The 20,193-nt window shown below is 41.5% G+C and carries 13 protein-coding genes and 2 pseudogenes; 7 read left to right on the forward strand and 8 right to left on the reverse strand.

The window, feature by feature from the left end; genetic code table 11:
• Positions 1-30: 30 nt before the first annotated feature.
• The 4 genes and pseudogenes from yidC to QME03_RS07540 all read left to right on the forward strand — a co-directional run.
• Positions 31-1,914: a membrane protein insertase YidC gene (gene yidC / locus QME03_RS07525; RefSeq protein WP_281723959.1), complete on the forward strand. Its 1,884-nt coding sequence runs from the start codon at positions 31-33 to the stop codon at positions 1,912-1,914.
• Between the two features lie 139 nt (positions 1,915-2,053).
• Positions 2,054-4,210 carry a dipeptidyl-peptidase Dpp5 gene (gene dpp5, locus QME03_RS07530; protein WP_281723960.1) on the forward strand — a complete coding sequence of 719 codons (2,157 nt, stop codon included), beginning with the start codon at positions 2,054-2,056 and terminating at the stop codon, positions 4,208-4,210.
• Between the two features lie 337 nt (positions 4,211-4,547).
• Positions 4,548-6,209, forward strand: a complete 1,662-nt coding sequence (locus QME03_RS07535) for an MFS transporter (RefSeq protein ID WP_281723961.1) — start codon at positions 4,548-4,550, stop codon at positions 6,207-6,209.
• A gap of 191 nt (positions 6,210-6,400) precedes the next feature.
• Positions 6,401-6,542 (forward strand): annotated as a pseudogene (locus QME03_RS07540) (IS5/IS1182 family transposase); the annotation flags it as partial.
• A gap of 144 nt (positions 6,543-6,686) precedes the next feature.
• Here the strand turns inward: QME03_RS07540 and QME03_RS07545 are convergent.
• The 5 genes from QME03_RS07545 to QME03_RS07565 form a co-directional block, all read right to left on the reverse strand.
• On the reverse strand, positions 6,687-6,947 hold the full coding sequence (locus tag QME03_RS07545) for a SemiSWEET family transporter (protein WP_025817138.1): 261 nt from the start codon (positions 6,945-6,947) through the stop codon (positions 6,687-6,689).
• A 321-nt stretch (positions 6,948-7,268) separates the two neighbouring features.
• Positions 7,269-9,074, reverse strand: coding sequence for a chloride channel protein (locus tag QME03_RS07550; protein WP_281723962.1), 1,806 nt, complete (start codon positions 9,072-9,074; stop codon positions 7,269-7,271).
• A gap of 38 nt (positions 9,075-9,112) precedes the next feature.
• Positions 9,113-9,682, reverse strand: coding sequence for an L-threonylcarbamoyladenylate synthase (locus QME03_RS07555; protein ID WP_025817134.1), 570 nt, complete (start codon positions 9,680-9,682; stop codon positions 9,113-9,115).
• Positions 9,683-9,780: 98 nt separating this feature from the next.
• Positions 9,781-10,764, reverse strand: a complete 984-nt coding sequence (gene fmt / locus QME03_RS07560) for a methionyl-tRNA formyltransferase (protein WP_281723963.1) — start codon at positions 10,762-10,764, stop codon at positions 9,781-9,783.
• Between the two features lie 127 nt (positions 10,765-10,891).
• Entirely contained in the window at positions 10,892-13,102 is a 2,211-nt protein-coding gene (locus QME03_RS07565; RefSeq protein WP_281723964.1) for a RelA/SpoT family protein, read from the reverse strand.
• 302 nt (positions 13,103-13,404) lie between these two features.
• Here QME03_RS07565 and QME03_RS07570 point away from each other — a divergent pair, with 302 nt between their 5' ends.
• Positions 13,405-14,925 (forward strand): DUF4301 family protein, encoded by a 1,521-nt coding sequence (locus tag QME03_RS07570; RefSeq protein ID WP_281723965.1) that lies wholly within the window; start codon positions 13,405-13,407, stop codon positions 14,923-14,925.
• A 94-nt stretch (positions 14,926-15,019) separates the two neighbouring features.
• Here the strand turns inward: QME03_RS07570 and QME03_RS07575 are convergent, their stop codons facing one another.
• Genes QME03_RS07575 through QME03_RS07585 form a run of 3 tightly spaced genes read right to left on the reverse strand, consistent with a single transcriptional unit; the run spans position 15,020 to position 16,668 of the window.
• On the reverse strand, positions 15,020-15,475 hold the full coding sequence (locus QME03_RS07575) for a DUF4293 domain-containing protein (RefSeq protein ID WP_281723966.1): 456 nt from the start codon (positions 15,473-15,475) through the stop codon (positions 15,020-15,022).
• On the reverse strand, positions 15,475-15,810 hold the full coding sequence (locus QME03_RS07580) for a DNA-directed RNA polymerase subunit omega (protein ID WP_281723967.1): 336 nt from the start codon (positions 15,808-15,810) through the stop codon (positions 15,475-15,477). Before QME03_RS07580 ends, QME03_RS07575 begins: the two co-directional genes overlap by 1 nt.
• Before the next feature lie 33 nt (positions 15,811-15,843).
• A complete protein-coding gene (locus tag QME03_RS07585) occupies positions 15,844-16,668 on the reverse strand; it encodes an outer membrane protein assembly factor BamD (protein ID WP_025817125.1) in 825 nt (274 codons plus the stop codon).
• Between the two features lie 112 nt (positions 16,669-16,780).
• On the opposite strand from QME03_RS07585, the gene uvrB reads away from it, so the two are divergent.
• The gene (gene uvrB / locus QME03_RS07590; protein ID WP_281723968.1) at positions 16,781-18,820 is read left to right on the forward strand and encodes an excinuclease ABC subunit UvrB; all 2,040 of its coding nucleotides are present in this window, start codon (positions 16,781-16,783) and stop codon (positions 18,818-18,820) included.
• A gap of 1,266 nt (positions 18,821-20,086) precedes the next feature.
• Positions 20,087-20,193: pseudogene (locus QME03_RS11855) on the forward strand (IS982 family transposase); the annotation flags it as partial.

Here is a 20,193-nt window from a genome sequence, read left to right on the forward strand (position 1 = left end):
TAGTTTTACGGGATAAATAGACAAGACATAATGAATAAAAACAATCTTATCGGTTTCATTCTCATTGGCTTTGTGCTTATTGGTTTCAGTCTTTGGAACCGCCCTTCTGAAGAAGAATTGGCTAAGCAACAGCAAAAGGAACAGATTGAAAAGAAAAACAAAGAGGAGCAAACGCAAGCTAAAGCTAAAGCTGAAGCTGCTCGCGCTCAGGCTCTACAACAAGCAGCCACCGACACAAGTGCTTTGTTTCATAAGGCATTGACGGGCGAAGCACAACCCATCGTGCTGAAAAATAATAAAGTGCAAATACAACTTAACACCAAGGGAGGTGTAGTTGATAAGGTGGTTATTAATAATTTCGCCGACAGAAATGGTAATAAGAATGTAACGTTGTTCCAAGGTAAAGACCAAAATCTTAATTATACCTTTGCAACGAAAGACGGATATATTAGTACTGCCGATTTGTTTTTCACGCCTTCTGAAGTAACCGACACCACAGTTACCTTTACAGCTGAAGCTGCAGCAGGTAAAACACTTACCATTAAGTACGTGTTGGGCAATGAATACATGCTGCATACGAGCATTTCGGCTTCGGGAATGGCTGGTATTCTTAACCCTTCGGTGAATACTGTAGATATAAACTGGCAACAACGCTGTGCACAACAGGAGAAAGGTTTTACCTTTGAAAACCGTTATGCCACGCTAACTTACCATAAATCTAATGGAGGAACCGACTATCTGAGTGAGACTTCAGAGAAAATAGACGAGGTTATTGAAGATAAGATAGACTGGGTGGCGTTTAAAAACCAGTTTTTCTCGGCGGTGATGATAGCCAAAACCGATTTCGGTACAAACAATACACTAACAAGCATTCCTCAAGAGAAGGGTACTGGTTATCTGAAACAATACAAAGTTCGCCTTAAAACCACATTCGACCCAACGGGTGCACAACCTACGCAACTGGATTTTTATTACGGACCAAACGACTTCCGATTGTTGCAACAAATGGAAAGTCAAAGTAATTTTGGCAAGGATCTTGAGCTAGAAAGACTGGTTTACCTGGGATGGCCCTTATTCCGTGTTATTAATAGATGGTTCACGATCTATGTATTCGACTGGCTCACTGGCTTTGGCTTTAACATGGGTGTGGTTCTTATCCTTATCACCCTTCTCTTAAAGGGTATCACTTTCCCTTTGGTGAAGAAGAGTTATTTAAGTTCGGCTAAGATGCGCGTGCTTAAACCAAAACTCGAAGAAGCAACCAAAGAGTTTAATAAGCCCGAAGACCAAATGAAAAAGCAGCAGGCCATGATGAGCGAATATGCTAAATATGGCGTTAGTCCGCTATCAGGATGTTTGCCCATGCTTATTCAGATGCCCATTTGGATTGCGATGTTTAACTTCGTTCCAAACGCCATTCAGTTGCGTGGACAAAGCTTCTTGTGGATAAAAGACCTCTCTACTTACGACCCAATATACGAGTGGGGACATAACGTTTGGCTCATTGGCGACCACTTGTCGCTTACTTGCATCCTATTCTGCTTGTCTAACGTTCTCTATTCAGTAATGACAATGCGTCAACAGCGCGATCAAATGGTTGGACAACAGGCCGAACAAATGAAGATGATGCAGTGGATGATGTACTTCATGCCAGTGATGTTCTTCTTTATGTTCAATGATTACTCTTCAGGACTGAACTTCTACTATTTCGTTAGCTTGTTCTTCAGTGCAGCCATCATGTGGTTCTTACGCAAAACCACTAACGATGATAAGTTGCTTAGAATACTCGAAGCAAATTATAAAGAGGCTGAGAGTAATCCTGAAAAGCTTAGAGGACTCTCTGCACGCATTCAGGCTATGCAACAACAGCAGCAAGAACTGCAACGTAAGCGTGAACAGCTGGGCAAGAAATAATGCAGAGTTTTAACCCTAAACCAAATAAAACAACAAAATAAGCGTATTTAAAGCAACTGGCGGATTATGGTTTACTCCTAAAAAGGTGCAACACCGTAATCCGTCTTTTAAAATAAGGAATTAAAAGTACTAAAAACCTATGAAGAAATCTCTCGCCTTGGCAGCGATGGCTATACTCGCTGTCGTGCCGAATTCAAATGGACAAACCGTGATCGGCAAAAATGAAATTAAACTTAAAAGCGACCTGATGACTCCAGAAGCTTTATGGGCTATGGGTCGTATTGGTGATGCACAAGCTTCTCCCGATGGCAAAATGGTGCTGTATAGGGTGGCGTATTATAGTGTGCAAGAAAATAAAGGCCATCAAATGCTCTTTGTGTCTAACGCCGATGGAACTAACAAAAAGCAGCTTACCACAACGGCTGATAATGAAACAGACGCTGTATGGATCGAGAACGGACAACGCATTGCCTTCCTTACAAAAGGACAGCTGTGGAGCATGAACGCTGATGGCTCAGGAAGAAAGCAACTTACCAATAGCGATATTGATATCGAAGGATTTAAGTTTTCACCTGATGGAAAGAAAGTTATTCTTATCAAATCTTTGAAATATACAGGAGTTATCCAGGCTAATCCATCTGATCTGCCTAAAGCAACAGGAAGAAAAGTAACCGACTTAATGTACCGTCACTGGGATCACTATGTTGAAAGTATTCAGCATCCCTTTGTGGCTGATGTATTGGCTGATGGCATAACTGCAGGCAAAGACTTGCTTGAGGGTGAACCATACGAATGTCCGATGGAGCCATTTGGAGGTGTTGAGCAGTTGGCTTGGAGTCCTGATTCGAAAACAATTGCTTATACATGCAGAAAAAAAACGGGTCGCGAATACTCTATTTCTACTGACTCTGATATTTTCTTGTACAATCTGGCTACTGGTAAAACAACCAATTTGTGTAAGCCAGCCGACTATAAAGCTCCAGCAGTTGATGCAACGAAGACGCTTAAGAATCAAGCAGTAAATCATCAAAACAAGGATTATAACGTTGGTTACGATACCAATCCCAAATTCTCGCCCGATGGAAAATATGTTGCTTGGCAGAGTATGAAGAATGATGGATATGAAAGCGACAGAAATCGTCTGTGTGTTTATACACTTGCTACAGGCGAAAAACGCTATGTTACAGAAGCTTTCGACTCTAATGTTGACGATTATTGCTGGGCAGCTAACTCGCAAACGTTGTACTTTATTGGCGTTTGGCACGGTTGTGTGAACATGTATCAAACCAATTTGACAGGTAAAGTGATGCAACTAACAGATGGATGGCACGATTATGCATCGGTTCAACTTTTGGGCAATACAGGTAAGTTGCTAGCAATGCGCCATAGTTATTCGCACCCAGACGAGCTGTTTGTGGTTACGCCTTCGAAGAAAGAAAAGAAATCAGAGGCAAAACAGATAACCGACGAAAACAAACATATCTTTGATCAGCTCGAAATGGGTAAGGTGCAACAGCGTTGGGTTAATACCGTTGATGGCAAAAAAGAGTTGGTTTGGATTATTCTTCCGCCACATTTCGATCCAAATAAGAAATATCCTGCATTACTTTTCTGCGAAGGTGGCCCACAAAGTCCTGTTAGCCAATTCTGGAGTTATCGATGGAATTTCCAAATTATGGCTGCCAATGGTTATGTTGTTATTGCTCCAAACCGTCGTGGCTTGCCTGGTTTTGGTTCTGAATGGAACGAAGAAATATCGGGTGATTGGACAGGTTTATGTATGAAAGACTATTTGGCTGCCGTTGACGATGCTGTAGAGAACTTGCCTTTTGTAGACAAAGACCGTCTGGGTTGCGTGGGAGCTAGCTTTGGTGGTTTCAGCGTTTACTACTTAGCCGGACATCATGACAAGCGTTTCAAGGCTTTTATCTCGCACGATGGTGCATTTAATCTTGAAGCAATGTACACCGAGACAGAAGAAAACTGGTTCTCTAACTGGGAATACGATGACGCTTATTGGAACAAAGACCTTACTGTCAATGCAAAGCGCACATACGAAAACTCACCACATCGTTTTATCGATAAGTGGGATACGCCTATCCTTTGCATTCATGGTGAGAAAGATTATCGTATTAACGCAACACAAGGTATGAGTGCGTTTAATGCTGCTCGCATGAAAGGCATCCCTGCTGAATTGCTTATCTTCCCTGATGAAAACCACTGGGTGCTTAAACCTCAGAATGGTGTGTTGTGGCAACGCACATTCTTTGAGTGGCTAGACAGATGGTTGAAGTAATAAGATCGTAGTGATATTTTGCCGTAATCGCTTTTGAAAGAAGTGTTTTTCTGTCTTCAAACTTTGCTCTGCTGTATTTTAATTCAGAGACTCAACATTGAAGAAGGGCAGAATAGCTAAGTTGAAACACCACTTTCATTGGAGTTTGGTCCACCTATTCATTCTAAATGTGGATTGTTCGTGGACAAGTGGCATGCACTTTTATATAGTAAAATCTTTTAAAACAGCTTTATCGCACATTATATAATAAGAAATCCACCCTCTCTTAAACTTAAGAGAGGGTGGGGGCAACTTTTAAATGCGAGAAACTATTACCAACGAAAAAATATAAATATCTATGACAACAAACAACAATGCAACAGGCACTTTACGCGATTCAGCTGCAGCCCGCTGGACAGCCTTGTTGCTTTTGGCTATGGCCATGTTTTTCGCGTACATTTTTATGGATATTCTATCGCCCATTAAGGACTTGATGGAATCTACACGTGGTTGGGACTCTACAGCCTTTGGTACTTATGCCGGTTCAGAAACGTTCCTTAACGTGTTTATCTTCTTCCTTATCATTGCAGGTATTATCCTCGACAAGATGGGCGTGCGCTTTACAGCCATCCTTTCGGGTCTGGTTATGCTCACAGGAGCTTGCATCAACTGGTATGCAGTTACCGAATCGTTCATGGGTTCGTCACTCGAAACCTGGTTTTCGAACCACCTTAATTACATTCCTTTGTTCGATGAGTTGGGTGTTTCGCCATTTTATGCTGGTATGCCTGCTTCAGCTAAGTTGGCCTCTATTGGTTTTATGATATTCGGTTGCGGAGCCGAGATGGCTGGTATTACCGTTTCTCGTGGTATTGTAAAATGGTTTAAGGGCAAAGAAGTGGCTTTGGCAATGGGTTCAGAGATGGCCCTTGCACGCCTTGGCGTTGCCACTTGTATGATATTCTCTCCTGTTTTCGCTCGTTTGTTTGGAAAAGTAGACGTATCTCGTTCTGCCGCTTTCGGACTTATATTGTTGATGATTGCTTTGATTATGTTTGTAGTTTACTTCTTCATGGATAAGAAACTAGATGCACAAACAGGTGAAGCCGAAGAGAAAGATGATCCTTTCCGTATCTCAGATATTGGTCAAATCTTGCGTAGTCAAGGTTTCTGGGTCGTAGCATTACTTTGTGTGCTCTATTATTCGGCCATTTTCCCCTTCCAAAAGTATGCAGTTAACATGCTTCAATGCAATCTAACGTTTACGCAATTGGCAGAAGGTGACTTCTGGGCTTCAAATAGTGTAACGTTGATTCAATATTTCGTGATGATTACTATTGCTGCTACAGCTTTTATAAGTAATTTCAGCAAGAAAGCATCGTTGAAATATGGACTTCTTCTCGTGTCGTTTGTATTCCTTATATGCTATTGCTACATTGCCTACAAACGTCAATCAGCCGAAGCAATTTTCGCTGTATTCCCACTTTTAGCTGTAGGTATCACCCCTATTCTGGGTAAATACGTTGATCATAAGGGTAAAGCAGCCTCTATGTTGGTGTTGGGAAGTGTGCTTCTTATCGTTTGCCACCTTACATTTGCATTCCTTCTTCCACAGCTTAAAGGCAATGAAATAGGCGGTGTAAGTCTTGCTTTCGTCACCATTCTTATTCTTGGAGCTAGCTTCTCTTTGGTGCCAGCATCGTTGTGGCCATCTGTTCCTAAGTTGGTAGACAGCAAAATCATTGGTTCTGCTTATGCTTTAATATTCTGGATTCAGAACATAGGGCTATGGCTTTTCCCATTGCTGATTGGTAAGATATTGAAAGCTTCGAATCCTGACATTGTTCAAAGCCTTGAAGCTGGTACGATGTCGCCAGCCGAAGCAGCAACGTCTTACAACTACACCAATCCTTTGTTGATGCTTGCTATGCTTGGCTTGGTAGCTTTACTACTTGGATTGTACTTGCGTGTTGTAGACCGCAAGAAAGGTTATGGTCTGGAAGAGCCTAATATTAAATAATAAGAGGCTTATAGAATAAAATATAACATACGTATCTAGCAACATTTTGCTGTTATAATATATAATGGCTGAACTCAATAAATGGTGTTCAGCCATTATTGTTTTACACGAATTTAAGCTGGTTTCAAACGAGTAGACAAATTGGGTTGAACAGAGTGTAGGGTTCGTAGGTTTATGCGGTGTTGTTTTAGGGTGTGAAAGGAGATGCTATCAATGTATTTAGCTGCTGCAGCATATAACTTCAAAAGAGCTATGAGAGCTCTTTTGTACCTTATAAAAAGAATCAGCATAGAGCTTGTCAGTACAAGCTTTATGCTGAAATATAGTTTTTAAGGGAGCACTAACTAGTGAATAGTTAATAAATTGACAAAATTATGAGTTAGTAAGCTAAAGAGGTTAAAGGTTTACGTTTTCTAAAATAGTCTGCAACCTCATCAACTCGACAACTTACAAGCTCATAACAACTCTAGAATTTTGTTATAGGGCAGTGAACGCAGCGAAGAACCCGAAAATAACCCCTGGAGAATTGGCTAATACTAAAGGAAGATCGCGCTTTTCTTTGAACAAACCATAACAAACCCATAGCGTGCAGTTGATTCCTGCCATGAAAGGCTGAATAAACGAGCCCTTGTTGCCGTTTAAATTATCCTGTATCTGTGGAAAATAAAATACGTACATAAGGACGGATGTACACATCCCCACCCATCCTACATAACCAAAAAACTTTTCTTTTTTCATCTTAATTAAAATGTTAAATGTTCGGAGAAACAATAATTATCTGACTAATATATCGGTTGATAAATTGATAAAAACAAGTATGGTACGTGCGCGAGTTTACGAGTTAAATTATAATCGGCAACAAGCACAAAACTGAAGAACACCATCATCCTACAAACTTATTAACTCACAACCTTATAAATATTACAATTTTACTGATTGATAAACTTCCGAGTTTTGGATTTCATATGGTAATACCATATAACCTCACATTCTCGCTAACTTATAGCCTTATGAGTTTACAACCATATAAGCTATTCTCTTTACTCCATAACAATTCCTTTACTCAGTTGAGAAGTCGGCCACCATTTTACGATACATTGCATACATGCGTGTACGCGATATGAAACCTTGTAGTTCGTTGTTTGCATCTACCACAGGCAAGTAAGTGGCATCTGTTTTATCAAACTTGTTCATCACCTCTTCCATTGGGTCGTTTCTTCCAAGAACGGCAGGTGTTGGACACATAATTTGTGCGACACTGAATTTATGATATAACTCTGTTCGGAACATAATGTGCCTAATCTTGGTTACATCTATCTCGCCAATGAGTTGGCCAGCGTGGTCCAAAACAGGGATAAAGCTTGTGTGACTGCGACTAATGACGTAGACTAGTTTGCCCAAAGGCATTTCTGGATTAACGGCCGTGTAGTTCTTATCAATAATGCTTTCCATGCTCATTAAGGTAAGAATAGACTTATCTGTATTGTGAGTGATAAGTTTTCCCTCGCGAGCAAGTCGCATACCGTAAATGCTATGTGGCTCAAAGATGTTGATAGTGAGGTACGAACTAATACAAACAATCATCAATGGCAGTAGTAATTGGTACCCTCCTGTTATTTCAGCAATGAGAAATATGCCCGTAAGAGGTGAGTGCATCACGCCAGCCATTACGCCAGCCATGCCAAGAAGCGTGAAATTTTTCTCGGGAATATATACACCAATGTTGTAGATGTTCCATAAACGGGCGAAGAAAAAGCCACCAAATCCACCAATAAACAATGAAGGAGCAAACGTTCCACCGCAACCACCACTACCATTAGTGGCAGATGTGGCGAAAACTTTGGTGAAAAGCACCAGTCCTACGTAAACCACCAGTAGGTTGTTGTGACCATAGAATAGCGAATTGTTAAGAATTTCGCTCCAATCAGCTTCAGTGTTACCATTAAGGAGTATGTTTACCGAACTTAATCCCTCGCCATAAAGTGAAGGAAAGATAAAGATTAGTGAGCTTAGAATAACTCCTCCCACAATCAAACGCTGATAGGGACGCTCTTTCATCTTGCCAAACATGTTTTCGCATGCTGTCATTGTGCGCATGAAGTAAAGACTAATCATACCACAAAAGATGCCAAAGAGAACGCTGGCAGGTACACGCTCAATCACCCATTCGCCGTCGATGTGGAACGTAAACATCGAATCGCTACCCACAAAGATATAAGTGAAACAAGTGGCAGTTACACAAGCAATGAGAATAGGAAGGAGAGAAGCCATGGTTAGGTCTACCATTAGGACCTCCAGGGTGAACACAAGTCCTGCTATTGGCGCTTTATAAATACCTGCAATGGCAGCCGATGCACCGCATCCAACAAGCAAAATCATGGTGCGGTTGTCCAGTTTAAACAGCTGTCCGAGGTTGGAGCCAATGGCCGAACCTGTTAATACAATAGGAGCTTCAGCACCAACCGAGCCACCAAAGCCGATGGTTATAGCAGAAGCGATAACAGACGACCAGCAATTATGTCCTTTTAGTCGGGCGCGTTTGGAAGAAATAGCATAGAGCACACGCGTAATACCGTGTGAGATATTATCCTTAACCACATGCCTAATGAATAGAGAAGTAAGGTAAATACCCACAACGGGAAAGACAAGATACAACCAGTTGATAGACGAAATGGTGAAGCCCTCGGTTAGCAACATTTGAATTTGCTTGATAAGCCAATGAAGAAAGAAGGCTGCAATAGCTGCAAACACCCCCACGAAAAACGAAAGGATGAGTGTGAACTGCCTTGTAGAAAGGTGTTCGATGCGCCATTTGGTAAACCTACCAATCACTGATTTGTCTTCATGTTCTATTGTTGTATCCATCTCTTAGACTTGTCTGTTGCGTTCAAATCGTGCGTTTGTTATTTGCGAATCACCGTTACTTCACCGTCTTTGTTAAGTTTGATGATACAACTTGGTGTATGTGGCTTGTGTTCTTGTCGGCGAGACCAGCACACATAGTCAACTGCATTGAGCAATTCTTCACTAATATCTTTATAATTAGAGGCTGCAGGTTGGCCACTAATATTTGCACTGGTGCTTACCAAGGCCTTTTGAAAACGATAACACAATTCTTTTGAAAACGGTTCGGCTGTTACTCGCAATGCCACCGACCCGTCTTCGGCAATGAGATTTGGCGCTAGATTAACGGCATCGTCAAGAATTAGCGTTGTGGGTTTAGTGGCAAGCTCCACCAAATCCCATGCCACGTTAGGTACATTTCTAACATAGCGTTGCATGCGCATGGCCGAATCCACAAGGCAAATCATTGCCTTGGAGTCGTCGCGTTGTTTTATCTGGTACACTTTGGCCACAGCTTCGGCGTTAGTAGCGTCGCATCCGATACCCCAAACCGTATCAGTGGGGTAGAGTATAACACCGCCTTTTCTCAACACTTCAACAGCTTTCTTAATGTCTTCTTCTCTTGTCATGATGTTGTTTATCTGTTCAACTTGCAAATATATAATAAAAATATGTTTGCCCCAAGTAAAACAGCGTTTTATTTAACTGTGAAAATGGGACGCTTTATTCACTTGCTGATAGCATGAAAGCTATTGGCCTCGCGCGTTCCGTTTAGGAAGTCTCGGCTGCTCATACGTTTCTTTCCTGCCATTTGTATTTCTTGCAGCTCAAGTAGGTTGTCGGCGGTGCAAATATATAGACGGTTTGCTTCCACTACGAAAGTTCCTGGGTTTGCTTTTGCAGGCATTTGGGTTTTGTTTGCACTATAAATCTTCAGCACTTGCGGTTTGTTATTCTCCTGTTCGTCGTTCTTGGCAATTTCAGTCCACGCGCCAGGGTACGGACTTAGTCCGCGAATAAAGTCGTAAATGCGCTTTACGGGTAGATTCCAATCTATTTGGCAAGTCTCTTTAAATATCTTTGGAGCATGCTTCAGTGGCTGGTCTTCAGGCTGTTGTGTGGTCTCAAGTTTTCCGTCTTGCTGCAAAATGCGGTCAACCGTTTCAATACACAGTTCAGCTCCGAGTCTCATTAGATGGTCGTACACCCATTCAACGTTGGCATCATCAGGTATAGCAAGACGTTTATAGTCGATAATTCTACCCGTATCAATATTTTCGTCAAGGAAGAAAGTGGTGACACCTGTTTCTGTTTCGCCATTGATAACAGCCCAATTGATAGGGGCTGCCCCCCGATACTGTGGCAATAACGCTGCATGTACATTGAAAGTGCCGAACGCTGGCATATCCCACACTTGCTTAGGAAGCATGCGAAAGGCAACAACAACTTGCAAATGAGCATTGAAAGCACGCAATTGAGCTAGGAACTTCTCATCTTTCATGCGTTCGGGTTGCAGTACAGGTATTGATTTAGACAGTGCATATTGCTTTACAGCAGGAGCTTGAAGTATAGAGCCATGTCTACCAACTGGCTTATCGGGTTGAGTAACCACGGCCACCACGTTATATCCGCCATCTACAAGCAGTTTAAGCGACTGCACGGCAAACTCGGGTGTGCCCATGAAAACAATTCTTAAGTCATGTTTCTTCATTTTACTGTTTTATACGATGTTATTATTAAAACGAACGGCAAGCCTAAGCAATTTATTTGCAAGACTATTAGCTTGCACTGTCTTCGATTGCCGTTCGCTTCATGCTGTTGTTAAGTGAATAAGTTTATTATAAGCGCGACACTTGTTTAACTCCTCTAACGGTTCTAAGTTTTTTCATCAGTGCCTCAAGTTTTGTAACGTCCTCTAGTTGCACAACGATTGTACCATCAAAAAGGCCATCGTGCGAATCAATATTGATAGAGCGCATCACGATTTTTTCTTCTTTCGATATGATACTTGTGATGTTGTTCACGATGCCGAGGTCGTCGTTTCCCACCACTTTAATAGTGATGCTATATTGTCCTGCACTCTTTCCACTCCACCGGGCTTTCACAATACGGTATCCAAAGCGTTTACGCAGCTCGGGTGCATTAGGGCAGGTGCAGCGATGTATCTTAATTCCTCCACTAACAGTAACGAATCCAAACACCTCATCGCCATAGATAGGCTGGCAGCATTTTGCCAACGAATAGTCAACCCCTTTCAAATTTCTGTCGATAACAAGGACATCTTCATTGCTACGTGCAATCTCCTCATCGGGATTATCATAGCTAAACTCGGTGGCACTCCTAACCGTTTGGGGTGTATTGATATTTTGGTCGTAGTCACGAACGGCAATATACTTCTCAATAACCTCGTTAACATCGAGCTTCTCGTCGGCTATTTGCTTATAGAAATCCGTAGCCACCTTAAAGCCCATACGCTTAATCAGGTGCATCATGGTTGTTTCGTCTAACTCAATTTTCCTATTTTTGAGTCTTCTTTCCAGCAACTCCTTAGCATAGATTGTGTCTTTGGCGATGGTTTCTTTTAGTGCCAGTTTTATTTTAGCTTTTGCACGTGGGGTCTTAACAATGTTTACCCATTCTTGCTTAGGTGTTTGATTGCTCTGCGTAATCACTTCAACCTCGTCTCCCGACTTCATTTCGGCTCTAAACGAAACGTTTTTGCCATTGATTTTGCCACCTACGCACTTATTTCCGATACCCGAATGTATACGATAAGCAAAGTCTAAGATGTTTGCACCTTTTGGAAACTTTAGCAATTCACCTTTAGGCGTGAACACAAACACCTCGTCTTCATACAATCCCATTTTGAATTGGTCCATCAACTGCAAATCGTCGTTGTTTTCTAATGCAGCTCTGATGTTCGAAAGCCATTCGTCTATGCCACTTTCTCCCTTTATCCCTTTGTAGCGCCAATGCGCAGCCAGACCCTTTTCTGCTATTTCGTCCATTCTTTCGGTTCGAATTTGCACTTCAACCCACTTGTTTTCGGGTCCTAACACCGTGATATGCAAACTTTCGTAACCATTACTTTTAGGCACACTAAGCCAATCGCGCAGGCGTTTTGGGTTTGGCATGTACATATCCGTTACGATAGAGTAAGCCTGCCAACATTGTATTTTTTCTTTATCAACTGGAGAATCGATAATGATGCGTATGGCAAAAAGGTCGTAAATACCCTCGAAGTTGCACTTTTGCTTCTTCATTTTTTGCCAAATGGAATGAATGCTTTTGGTTCTTCCTTTCATGTGAAAATGCAAACCCGCCTCTTCAAGCTGCTTTTGGATGGGCGATATAAAGCGTTCGATGTAGCTATCGCGCGACTTTTTTGTGGCGTTTAGCTTATCCTTAATCATGTAATAGGCATCGTGCTCCAAATATTTAAGACTTAAGTCTTCCAGTTCGCTTTTCAATTTGTACAACCCCAGCTTGTGTGCAAGTGGAGCATAGAGGTAACTAGCCTCTTGAGCAGCCTCCAAGCGTGCTTCTTCGTTGTAAGTGTCGCGCACTTGTCGCATCAGGTTAACGCGGTCGGCAATCATGATAAGTATAACCCGCATGTCTTCAGCAAAAGAGATAAGCAAGTTTCTAAAGTTCTCGCTCTCTATCACAGGTGTTCGTTTGTATAACTCCTGCACTTTAACCAGACCTCGAATTATTTGCGCTACAGAATGTCCATAGTGTTTTTCTACTTGCTCTATGTCGCTAAGCCCAGCGACTACGCCTGTGTAAAGCAGGATAGCGATAATGGCATCACGCTTCAAACCAATTTCTTCGAACGCTATTTCTGCTGTTTGCAACGCATGTACAATAGGATTAAGACCAAAGATGTTGCGTTGCAGCATACCCGAGTGAATATAATCTTCGATAACTTGGCGCAATTGCTCTGCATCGTTAGGTTGAAAGCCGTTGGCTTCGTTTGCCAACAGCTTAGACAAGAGGCCGCAGGCCAATTCTTTTTCTTCGGTAGTAAAAAAGAGTTTTTCTTCCATGTGCAATCCTTTCTACATTTTGTGTCTTATTGGCTCATGTTGGTTGGAGGGCTCGTTGTTGGTTCTAGGCGTTGCATTTTTTTTGCACATTCGCCACTCTCCATAATATTTGCTAATTCTGATACGTGTCAACAAGCATCCACTTAAGCCCTCCATTCGTGCCTATTATATAATATAAGGTGTGTCCACGCACATACCTTAATTGCAAAGTTACAAAAAAGTAGCCCAATAATTTCTTATTTAGCAGGAAAGTTGTTACATTTGTTCAGCACTTTGTATAATCAACACAAAACCTAAATATTATGTTAACAAAACAAGATTTGCAGCAAATAGAGCGTCTCGGTATAAGCGAGGCCGTGGTGAATCATCAGATGGAGCAGCAACGCAATGGTTTTCCTTACCTTAAACTGCAGGCTGCCGCTTCCATTGAGAACGGCGGTATAATGGCTCCTGATGCTGAAGAGCGCAATGCTTATTTAGCTTCCTGGGAACGTTATCAAGCTGAAGGTCGCAAGGTTGTTAAGTTTGTGCCTGCTTCAGGCGCCGCAAGTAGAATGTTCAAAGACCTCTTCGCCTTTCTCGATGCAAGCTATGACGAGCCTACTACTGCTTTCGAAAAAGAATTTTTCGACAATACGCGTCTTTTTGCTTTTAGAAAAGCCCTTTGCAATGCCTGCAAGGCTGATACGCAATGTAGTGTTTGCGACCTTAAAGAGGCGGGTAAGTACAAAGAGGTTGTGGCGCATCTCTTAGGCGAAGAAGGACTCAACTATGGCAATTTGCCAAAAGGTTTGCTGCTTTTTCATAATTATGAAGACGAACCACGTACACCACTAGAGGAACATCTTGTTGAAGCTGCACTTTATGCTGCCTCTAATGGAGAAGCGAATGTTCATTTCACGGTTTCTCACGACCATCTCCAACTCTTCAAAAATAAGGTTGCCGAAAAGGTCGAGAAATATGAGAAACTTTATAATACACGTCTTAACGTGTCGTTCTCTGAACAAAAACCGTCTACTGATACAATTGCAGTAAACCCCGATAACACCCCTTTCAGAAACGAAGATGGTTCGCTGCTCTTCCGTCCTGGTGGACATGGCGCACTTATTCAGAATTTAAACGATGTAGAAGGTGATGTTGTGTTTATCAAGAATATTGATAACGTTGTGCCCGATAAACTAAAAGGAGATACTGTTACTTATAAAAAACTGCTTGGAGGTATTCTTGTCGAGCTACAAAAACAAGCATTTAGGTACTTGCTGATGCTTGATAAGGGTGGTTGCACACGAGAACAACTTAACGAGATGTTGCTTTTCTTAGAGAAGCAACTTTGCTGTGTGCGCAAAGATGTGGCCGAACTAGACGATAATACGTTGGCCGAATATCTACGTAAGAAGTTTAATCGCCCCATACGTGTATGTGGTATGGTTAAGAATGTTGGCGAACCCGGTGGCGGTCCATTCCTTACTTACAATCAAGATGGAACGATTAGTCTGCAAATTCTTGAGAGCAGTCAGATAGATAGCAATAATGCCGAATATGTTAAGGCCTTTAAAGAAGGTACACACTTCAATCCTGTTGACCTTGTTTGTGGTATTCGCGATTATCGTGGCAATGCTTTCCACTTGCCAGACTTTGTTGACCATAACACAGGTTTTATTAGTTCGAAAAGCAAGAATGGTAAACAGCTAAAGGCCTTAGAGCTTCCAGGCTTGTGGAATGGTGCAATGAGCGATTGGAATACGGTGTTTGTAGAAGTGCCCCTGTCTACATTCAATCCTGTTAAGACGGTGAACGACCTTTTAAGGCCCGAGCATCAATAATTCAAACACCTTAATAAGAAAGGGGAAGCAACGCATTGGCTGCTTCCCCTTTCTCTATTTTAGGTTTTAAAAACAACTTATTCCTTAGCAGGTGTTATCTAATTCTATCTGCTGCCTTTACCAATTTCTCGTCTGCAAGAATACCTCTTCGCGCCATCCAATAAAATATCATGGCAACGAATGGAAAGCAAACAGCTATGTTAGCATGCACTAGGTAATCACGAAAGCCTACGTACAATGCATAGAAGGCAGCAAGCGCATACCAAACAACTATCAGCAGCATGTTTACCACGCACAATTTAGCTTGTCGAGGTCTGTTGCGAAATCCTCCAATAGTCCAAGCGCCGATAGTAGCTGTAAGTATTAGTACGCCAAACAATGCGCTTGATTGCATGCTTACCCCACCTTCGGGAGTTCGAATCCATAGGTTGAACATTTCCGCATCCAGCCCCATGCCCTTAGGCGTAAAGTGAGCAATGGGCAAACAGAGGCATGCCACGGTGAAAGCGATGGCCATCACCATGAACACAGTTTGTTTACGCTGCCACATTAGTCAATCTGTTGGGCCTCTTTAGAGGGGTCGCGCCAGTAAATGCTATCATCAATAAACTCTTGAGTAGCTAGCAATGTGGGTTTGGGAAGCTTCTCGTAGTAGCGCGAAATTTCAATTTGTTCGCGGTTTTCGAACACCTCTTCTAGAGTGTCGTTATATGAGGCAAACTCTTGAAGCTTCTTGTTCAAGTCTTGTTTAATCTCAACGCTTATCTGGTTAGCACGCTTTGAGATGATGGCAACGCTCTCATAAATGTTGTTCGTATCGTTACACAAGTCCATAATGTTTCTTGTGACGGTATTTATCGGAGCCTTTGACTTCTTGTAATCCATAAAATAATGTTCCTATACTGTTTTAATAACTAATCAATTTTTAGTAACTTCCTTGCATTTAGCTATAAGTTTCTCTGCCAAATGTCTGTCTTTCGAGTCGGGATACTCGTTAATAAAGCCATAACATTCGTCTTCGGCATCTTGAAAACGTTCCAATTTCTTCGACTCGATGCTTTGCTCGGCTAACTCAAACTTACTTTTCATGAGCAACAAGGCAAAATTTTCGCGCAATCTACTATAAGGATAGTCCTTCAAAGCGTTTTGGGCGGTGATGATACATGCCTCATAATTGTTTCCGCCATAGTTGCAGTTACCAAAGTAAGTGCCCAGGTCGTAATACAATTGTGCAGAGTGCAGTTCTTTCTCTACCAATTTGTCTTGTAGGTCAAACAGTCTTTGTTGTGCCTGTGGCTTAAATTTCGAGTCGGGATACAGGTCAAGGAATGTTTGAAAGTCTGTTATAGCCTGAATTGTTCTTGATTGGTCCAAACGAGGTTCAGGAGTACTCATGAACAAACTCTGCCCAACGTAATATTGAGCAATCTCCGCGTATTTCCCTTTGGGATACGATTGGAAGTATTTCTTAAAGTATTGGGCCGCAGTTTCGTAGTCTTTACTATTGTATTCGGCCATAGCCAGCATGTAAAGACTCTCTTGCGCATTCTCTGTTCCCTTTTGTAGGGTAACAAGTTCTTGCAAAAGGGTTATCGCACGCACATATTTACCTTTGGCGAAACACTCTTTTGCATACTCGTACTTATACTGCACATTGTCGCTTTTGTACACTTGATTAAACTCTTGTGCACAACTTGAAAACAGCAAAATGGCCGTAGAAATGATGAGCAATGGCTTCTTCATTGTTTGTTTCTTGTTTTTTGAACTGCAAAAATACACATATTTTGCTTATTAACAAAGTGTAAAATGCTATTTTTAGCTATTTGGACGAATGTTTTTTTGTAATTTTGCATATATGGAATTTAAACTAACGTCGAAATACAAGCCAACAGGCGACCAGCCTGAGGCTATCAGACAACTTTCAGAGGGATTGGATAGGGGTGACAGGTCGCAAGTTTTGTTGGGCGTAACTGGTTCTGGTAAAACCTTTACCATGGCCAATGTCATTGCCCAACACAATGTTCCTACGCTTGTTTTGAGTCACAACAAAACGCTTGCAGCACAGCTCTACGAGGAAATGAAAGGTTTTTTCCCCGATAATGCCGTGGAGTATTATGTATCGTATTACGACTATTATCAACCAGAAGCTTATTTGCCATCTACAGATGTATATATAGAAAAAGACTTAGCCATCAATGAAGAAATTGATAAACTGCGTCTTCGCGCCGTTTCGGCTTTGCTCTCGGGCCGTAAAGACGTGGTGGTGGTATCGTCGGTGTCGTGTATTTATGGTATGGGTGGCCCCACTGCTATGGAAAGTGGTATTATTTCGCTGTCTAAAGGTCAACAGATAGATAGAAATGAGTTTCTTAGAAAACTGGTAGATTCGCTCTATGTGCGAAACGATATCGACCCTCAACGTGGAAATTTTCGTGTAAAGGGCGATACCGTGGATGTGGCTATGGCCTATAGTGACAATGTGTTGCGTATCACTTGGTGGGATGACGAAATTGATAGTATCGAAGAAGTTGACAGTCTTACTTATCATCGACTGGCTAGTTTCAACGAATATAAAATTTATCCTGCCAACCTTTTTGTAACAACGAAAGACCAAACCGAAAGGGCCATACGTTGTATTCAAGACGACTTGGTAAAGCAAATTGATTTCTTTAACGAATTGGGTGATGGTATTAAAGCTCAACGTATTAAAGAAAGAGTGGAATACGACATGGAGATGATGAAAGAGTTGGGTCATTGCTCGGGTATAGAAAACTATTCACGCTATTTTGATGGACGAGAACCGGGCCAACGTCCCTATTGCTTGCTCGACTTCTTCCCGCAAGATTATCTGATGATTATTGACGAAAGCCATGTTAGTGTACCTCAACTTGGAGGAATGTATGGAGGCGATAGAGCACGAAAACAAAATTTAGTTGAGTTTGGATTCCGTCTGCCTGCTGCTTTCGACAACCGCCCTCTAAGGTTTGAAGAGTTTCATAGTCTTATCAATCAAGTGATATATGTGTCGGCCACGCCTGCCGATTACGAACTGGGAGAGGCCGAAGGCGTTGTTGTCGAACAACTAATTAGGCCCACCGGACTACTTGATCCTGAAATTATTGTTCGCCCTAGTGAAAATCAGATTGACGACCTTTTGGCCGAAATAATCGATAGAAGTGAGAAAAATGAGCGCGTTTTGGTTACTACACTCACTAAGCGCATGGCAGAGGAGCTTACCGAATACTTGCTCAACCATGGGGTTAAAACCAATTATATACATAGCGATGTGGCTACACTCGACCGTGTACGCATAATGAATGCTCTTAGAGCAGGTGAATACGATGTTCTTGTGGGGGTTAATCTATTGCGTGAAGGCTTGGATTTGCCCGAAGTTTCGCTGGTTGCCATCCTCGATGCCGACAAAGAGGGATTTTTGCGCAGTCATCGTTCGCTTACACAAACAGCAGGTCGTGCTGCTCGTAACGTTAATGGTAAGGTGATTATGTATGCAGATACTATCACACAGAGCATGCAACGCACCATTGACGAAACGGCTAGACGACGCATGATTCAGATGCAATACAATGCCGACCATAATATTACGCCCCAGCAGATTGTAAAAGAAATTAAGGGAGCACTTACTGGCAATGTTCAAAGGGCAGAATCGGCCAAGTCCTATCGTTCGCAAGAGGGTGTATATGTGGAACCTAATGCTGATGCTATTGCGTTTGCAGCCGATCCAATCGTTGCACGTATGACGCGAGAGCAATTAGAGAAGAGTATTGCCAATACTACGGCGTTAATGAAGCAGGCTGCTAAAGACCTTGATTTTATTCAAGCGGCACAATATCGTGATGAGATTGTACGTCTGCAAGAACAATTGGAGCTGAAGTAAAACTCTTGTAGGGCCTGTATATCTGCTACTTTCTGTATATTTCAATCTTTGGTTGAAGCACTTGTTGTATCTAAATAAAATAGGGCTTTAAAGTAAACGTGTGATGCTTTAAGGATTCATAAAAAGTATGTCTACATGCATCAAATTAGTGTTAAGTCTTCCAATTAGTGTATAGTTTCATGTTTTGGAAAGCATTTTTAGGGTAGTTTGGACGGGAGTCATTATTCGTTATTAAAGTTTTATTGGCATAGATGCAGATATATAAATCTGTAGTGTAAAATAAAAAGTATAAATTTTAACATTATGAGTGCGACATTTGTAACCAACTGCCCACTTGCTCGCAAATATTCAATTCTCGTGAAGGTTTGTTTAGATGAAAAACATACTTAACATGCGAATATTGGACAAACGTATTTTTGATGAAATAAACCGTGTTTTATATGAGTTTAGAGGCTAACTGCATCAAAATGAATCGCTATTTGTAGCAAAACGCAGTGCTAACTCTTACTAAATACCATGCTAACTCATGCAAAACGCAAGGCTATTTGCTGCAAAACGCAAGGCTAAATGCTGCAAAACGCAGAGTAAAAAGCTATCTATTGCGGATTTTGAAGAAGCCTACAATATGAATAATAGTGTAAAAGCATATGTTTTTGTGTTAAAAACAGGCCTAATAAGGGTCTTTTTGCGCCTAAAATCAGAGTCTTGGGGAATGAAAATTTGTGAGTCGGCGACAAAATAGAAGGGCTAAATGGTACAAAAAGGCGTTTTTGTGCTAAAAACTGATGTAAAAATAAAAGAATGGAGGCTTTGAAAAGAACAAAAAACGGGGTTTTTAACGTTTATTTTTGCTAGAATGTGTGGTCTTTACAATGATGTTTTGTAAATTATTATTACCGTATTTAACAAAAGTGTGTAGCAACACTAGATTATAATATTGAAAGGGTTTGCGTTTGATTTCAGTCTACGTTCTTCTTAAATCATTTAAACGCTATTGTATGCAGTGCCTAAAGCGACTTGAGTTCAAACGAAACAGGATTTTACGCAATACAATAGAAACAGTTTTTGCGCTTTAAGTTATCAACTGAACAGCCATTTATTATGTTTAACCCACATGGTTCATTAGAGCCTAAACAGATTTTGTTTTCTTGTCGAGCAGATTGTTTGTCTTTGTAACGCAGGCATAGCGGTTACGTCAACTTGCAAAGACAGACGAGATGCCGACAAAAAAGTAATACCCGTTGGCGGAATTACAATGTAGCTATAATGATATATAAAAAGTTGCACATATCGTTGATTTTTAGTAACTTAGTGAAGTCAAAACCATTAAGTACAAATCCTCGTATGTGCAACTTATACACAAAATTCGTCAA

Origin of the sequence: Hoylesella shahii (assembly GCF_937990675.1) — a bacterium.
Taxonomy (GTDB): Bacteria; Bacteroidota; Bacteroidia; order Bacteroidales; family Bacteroidaceae; genus Prevotella; species Prevotella shahii.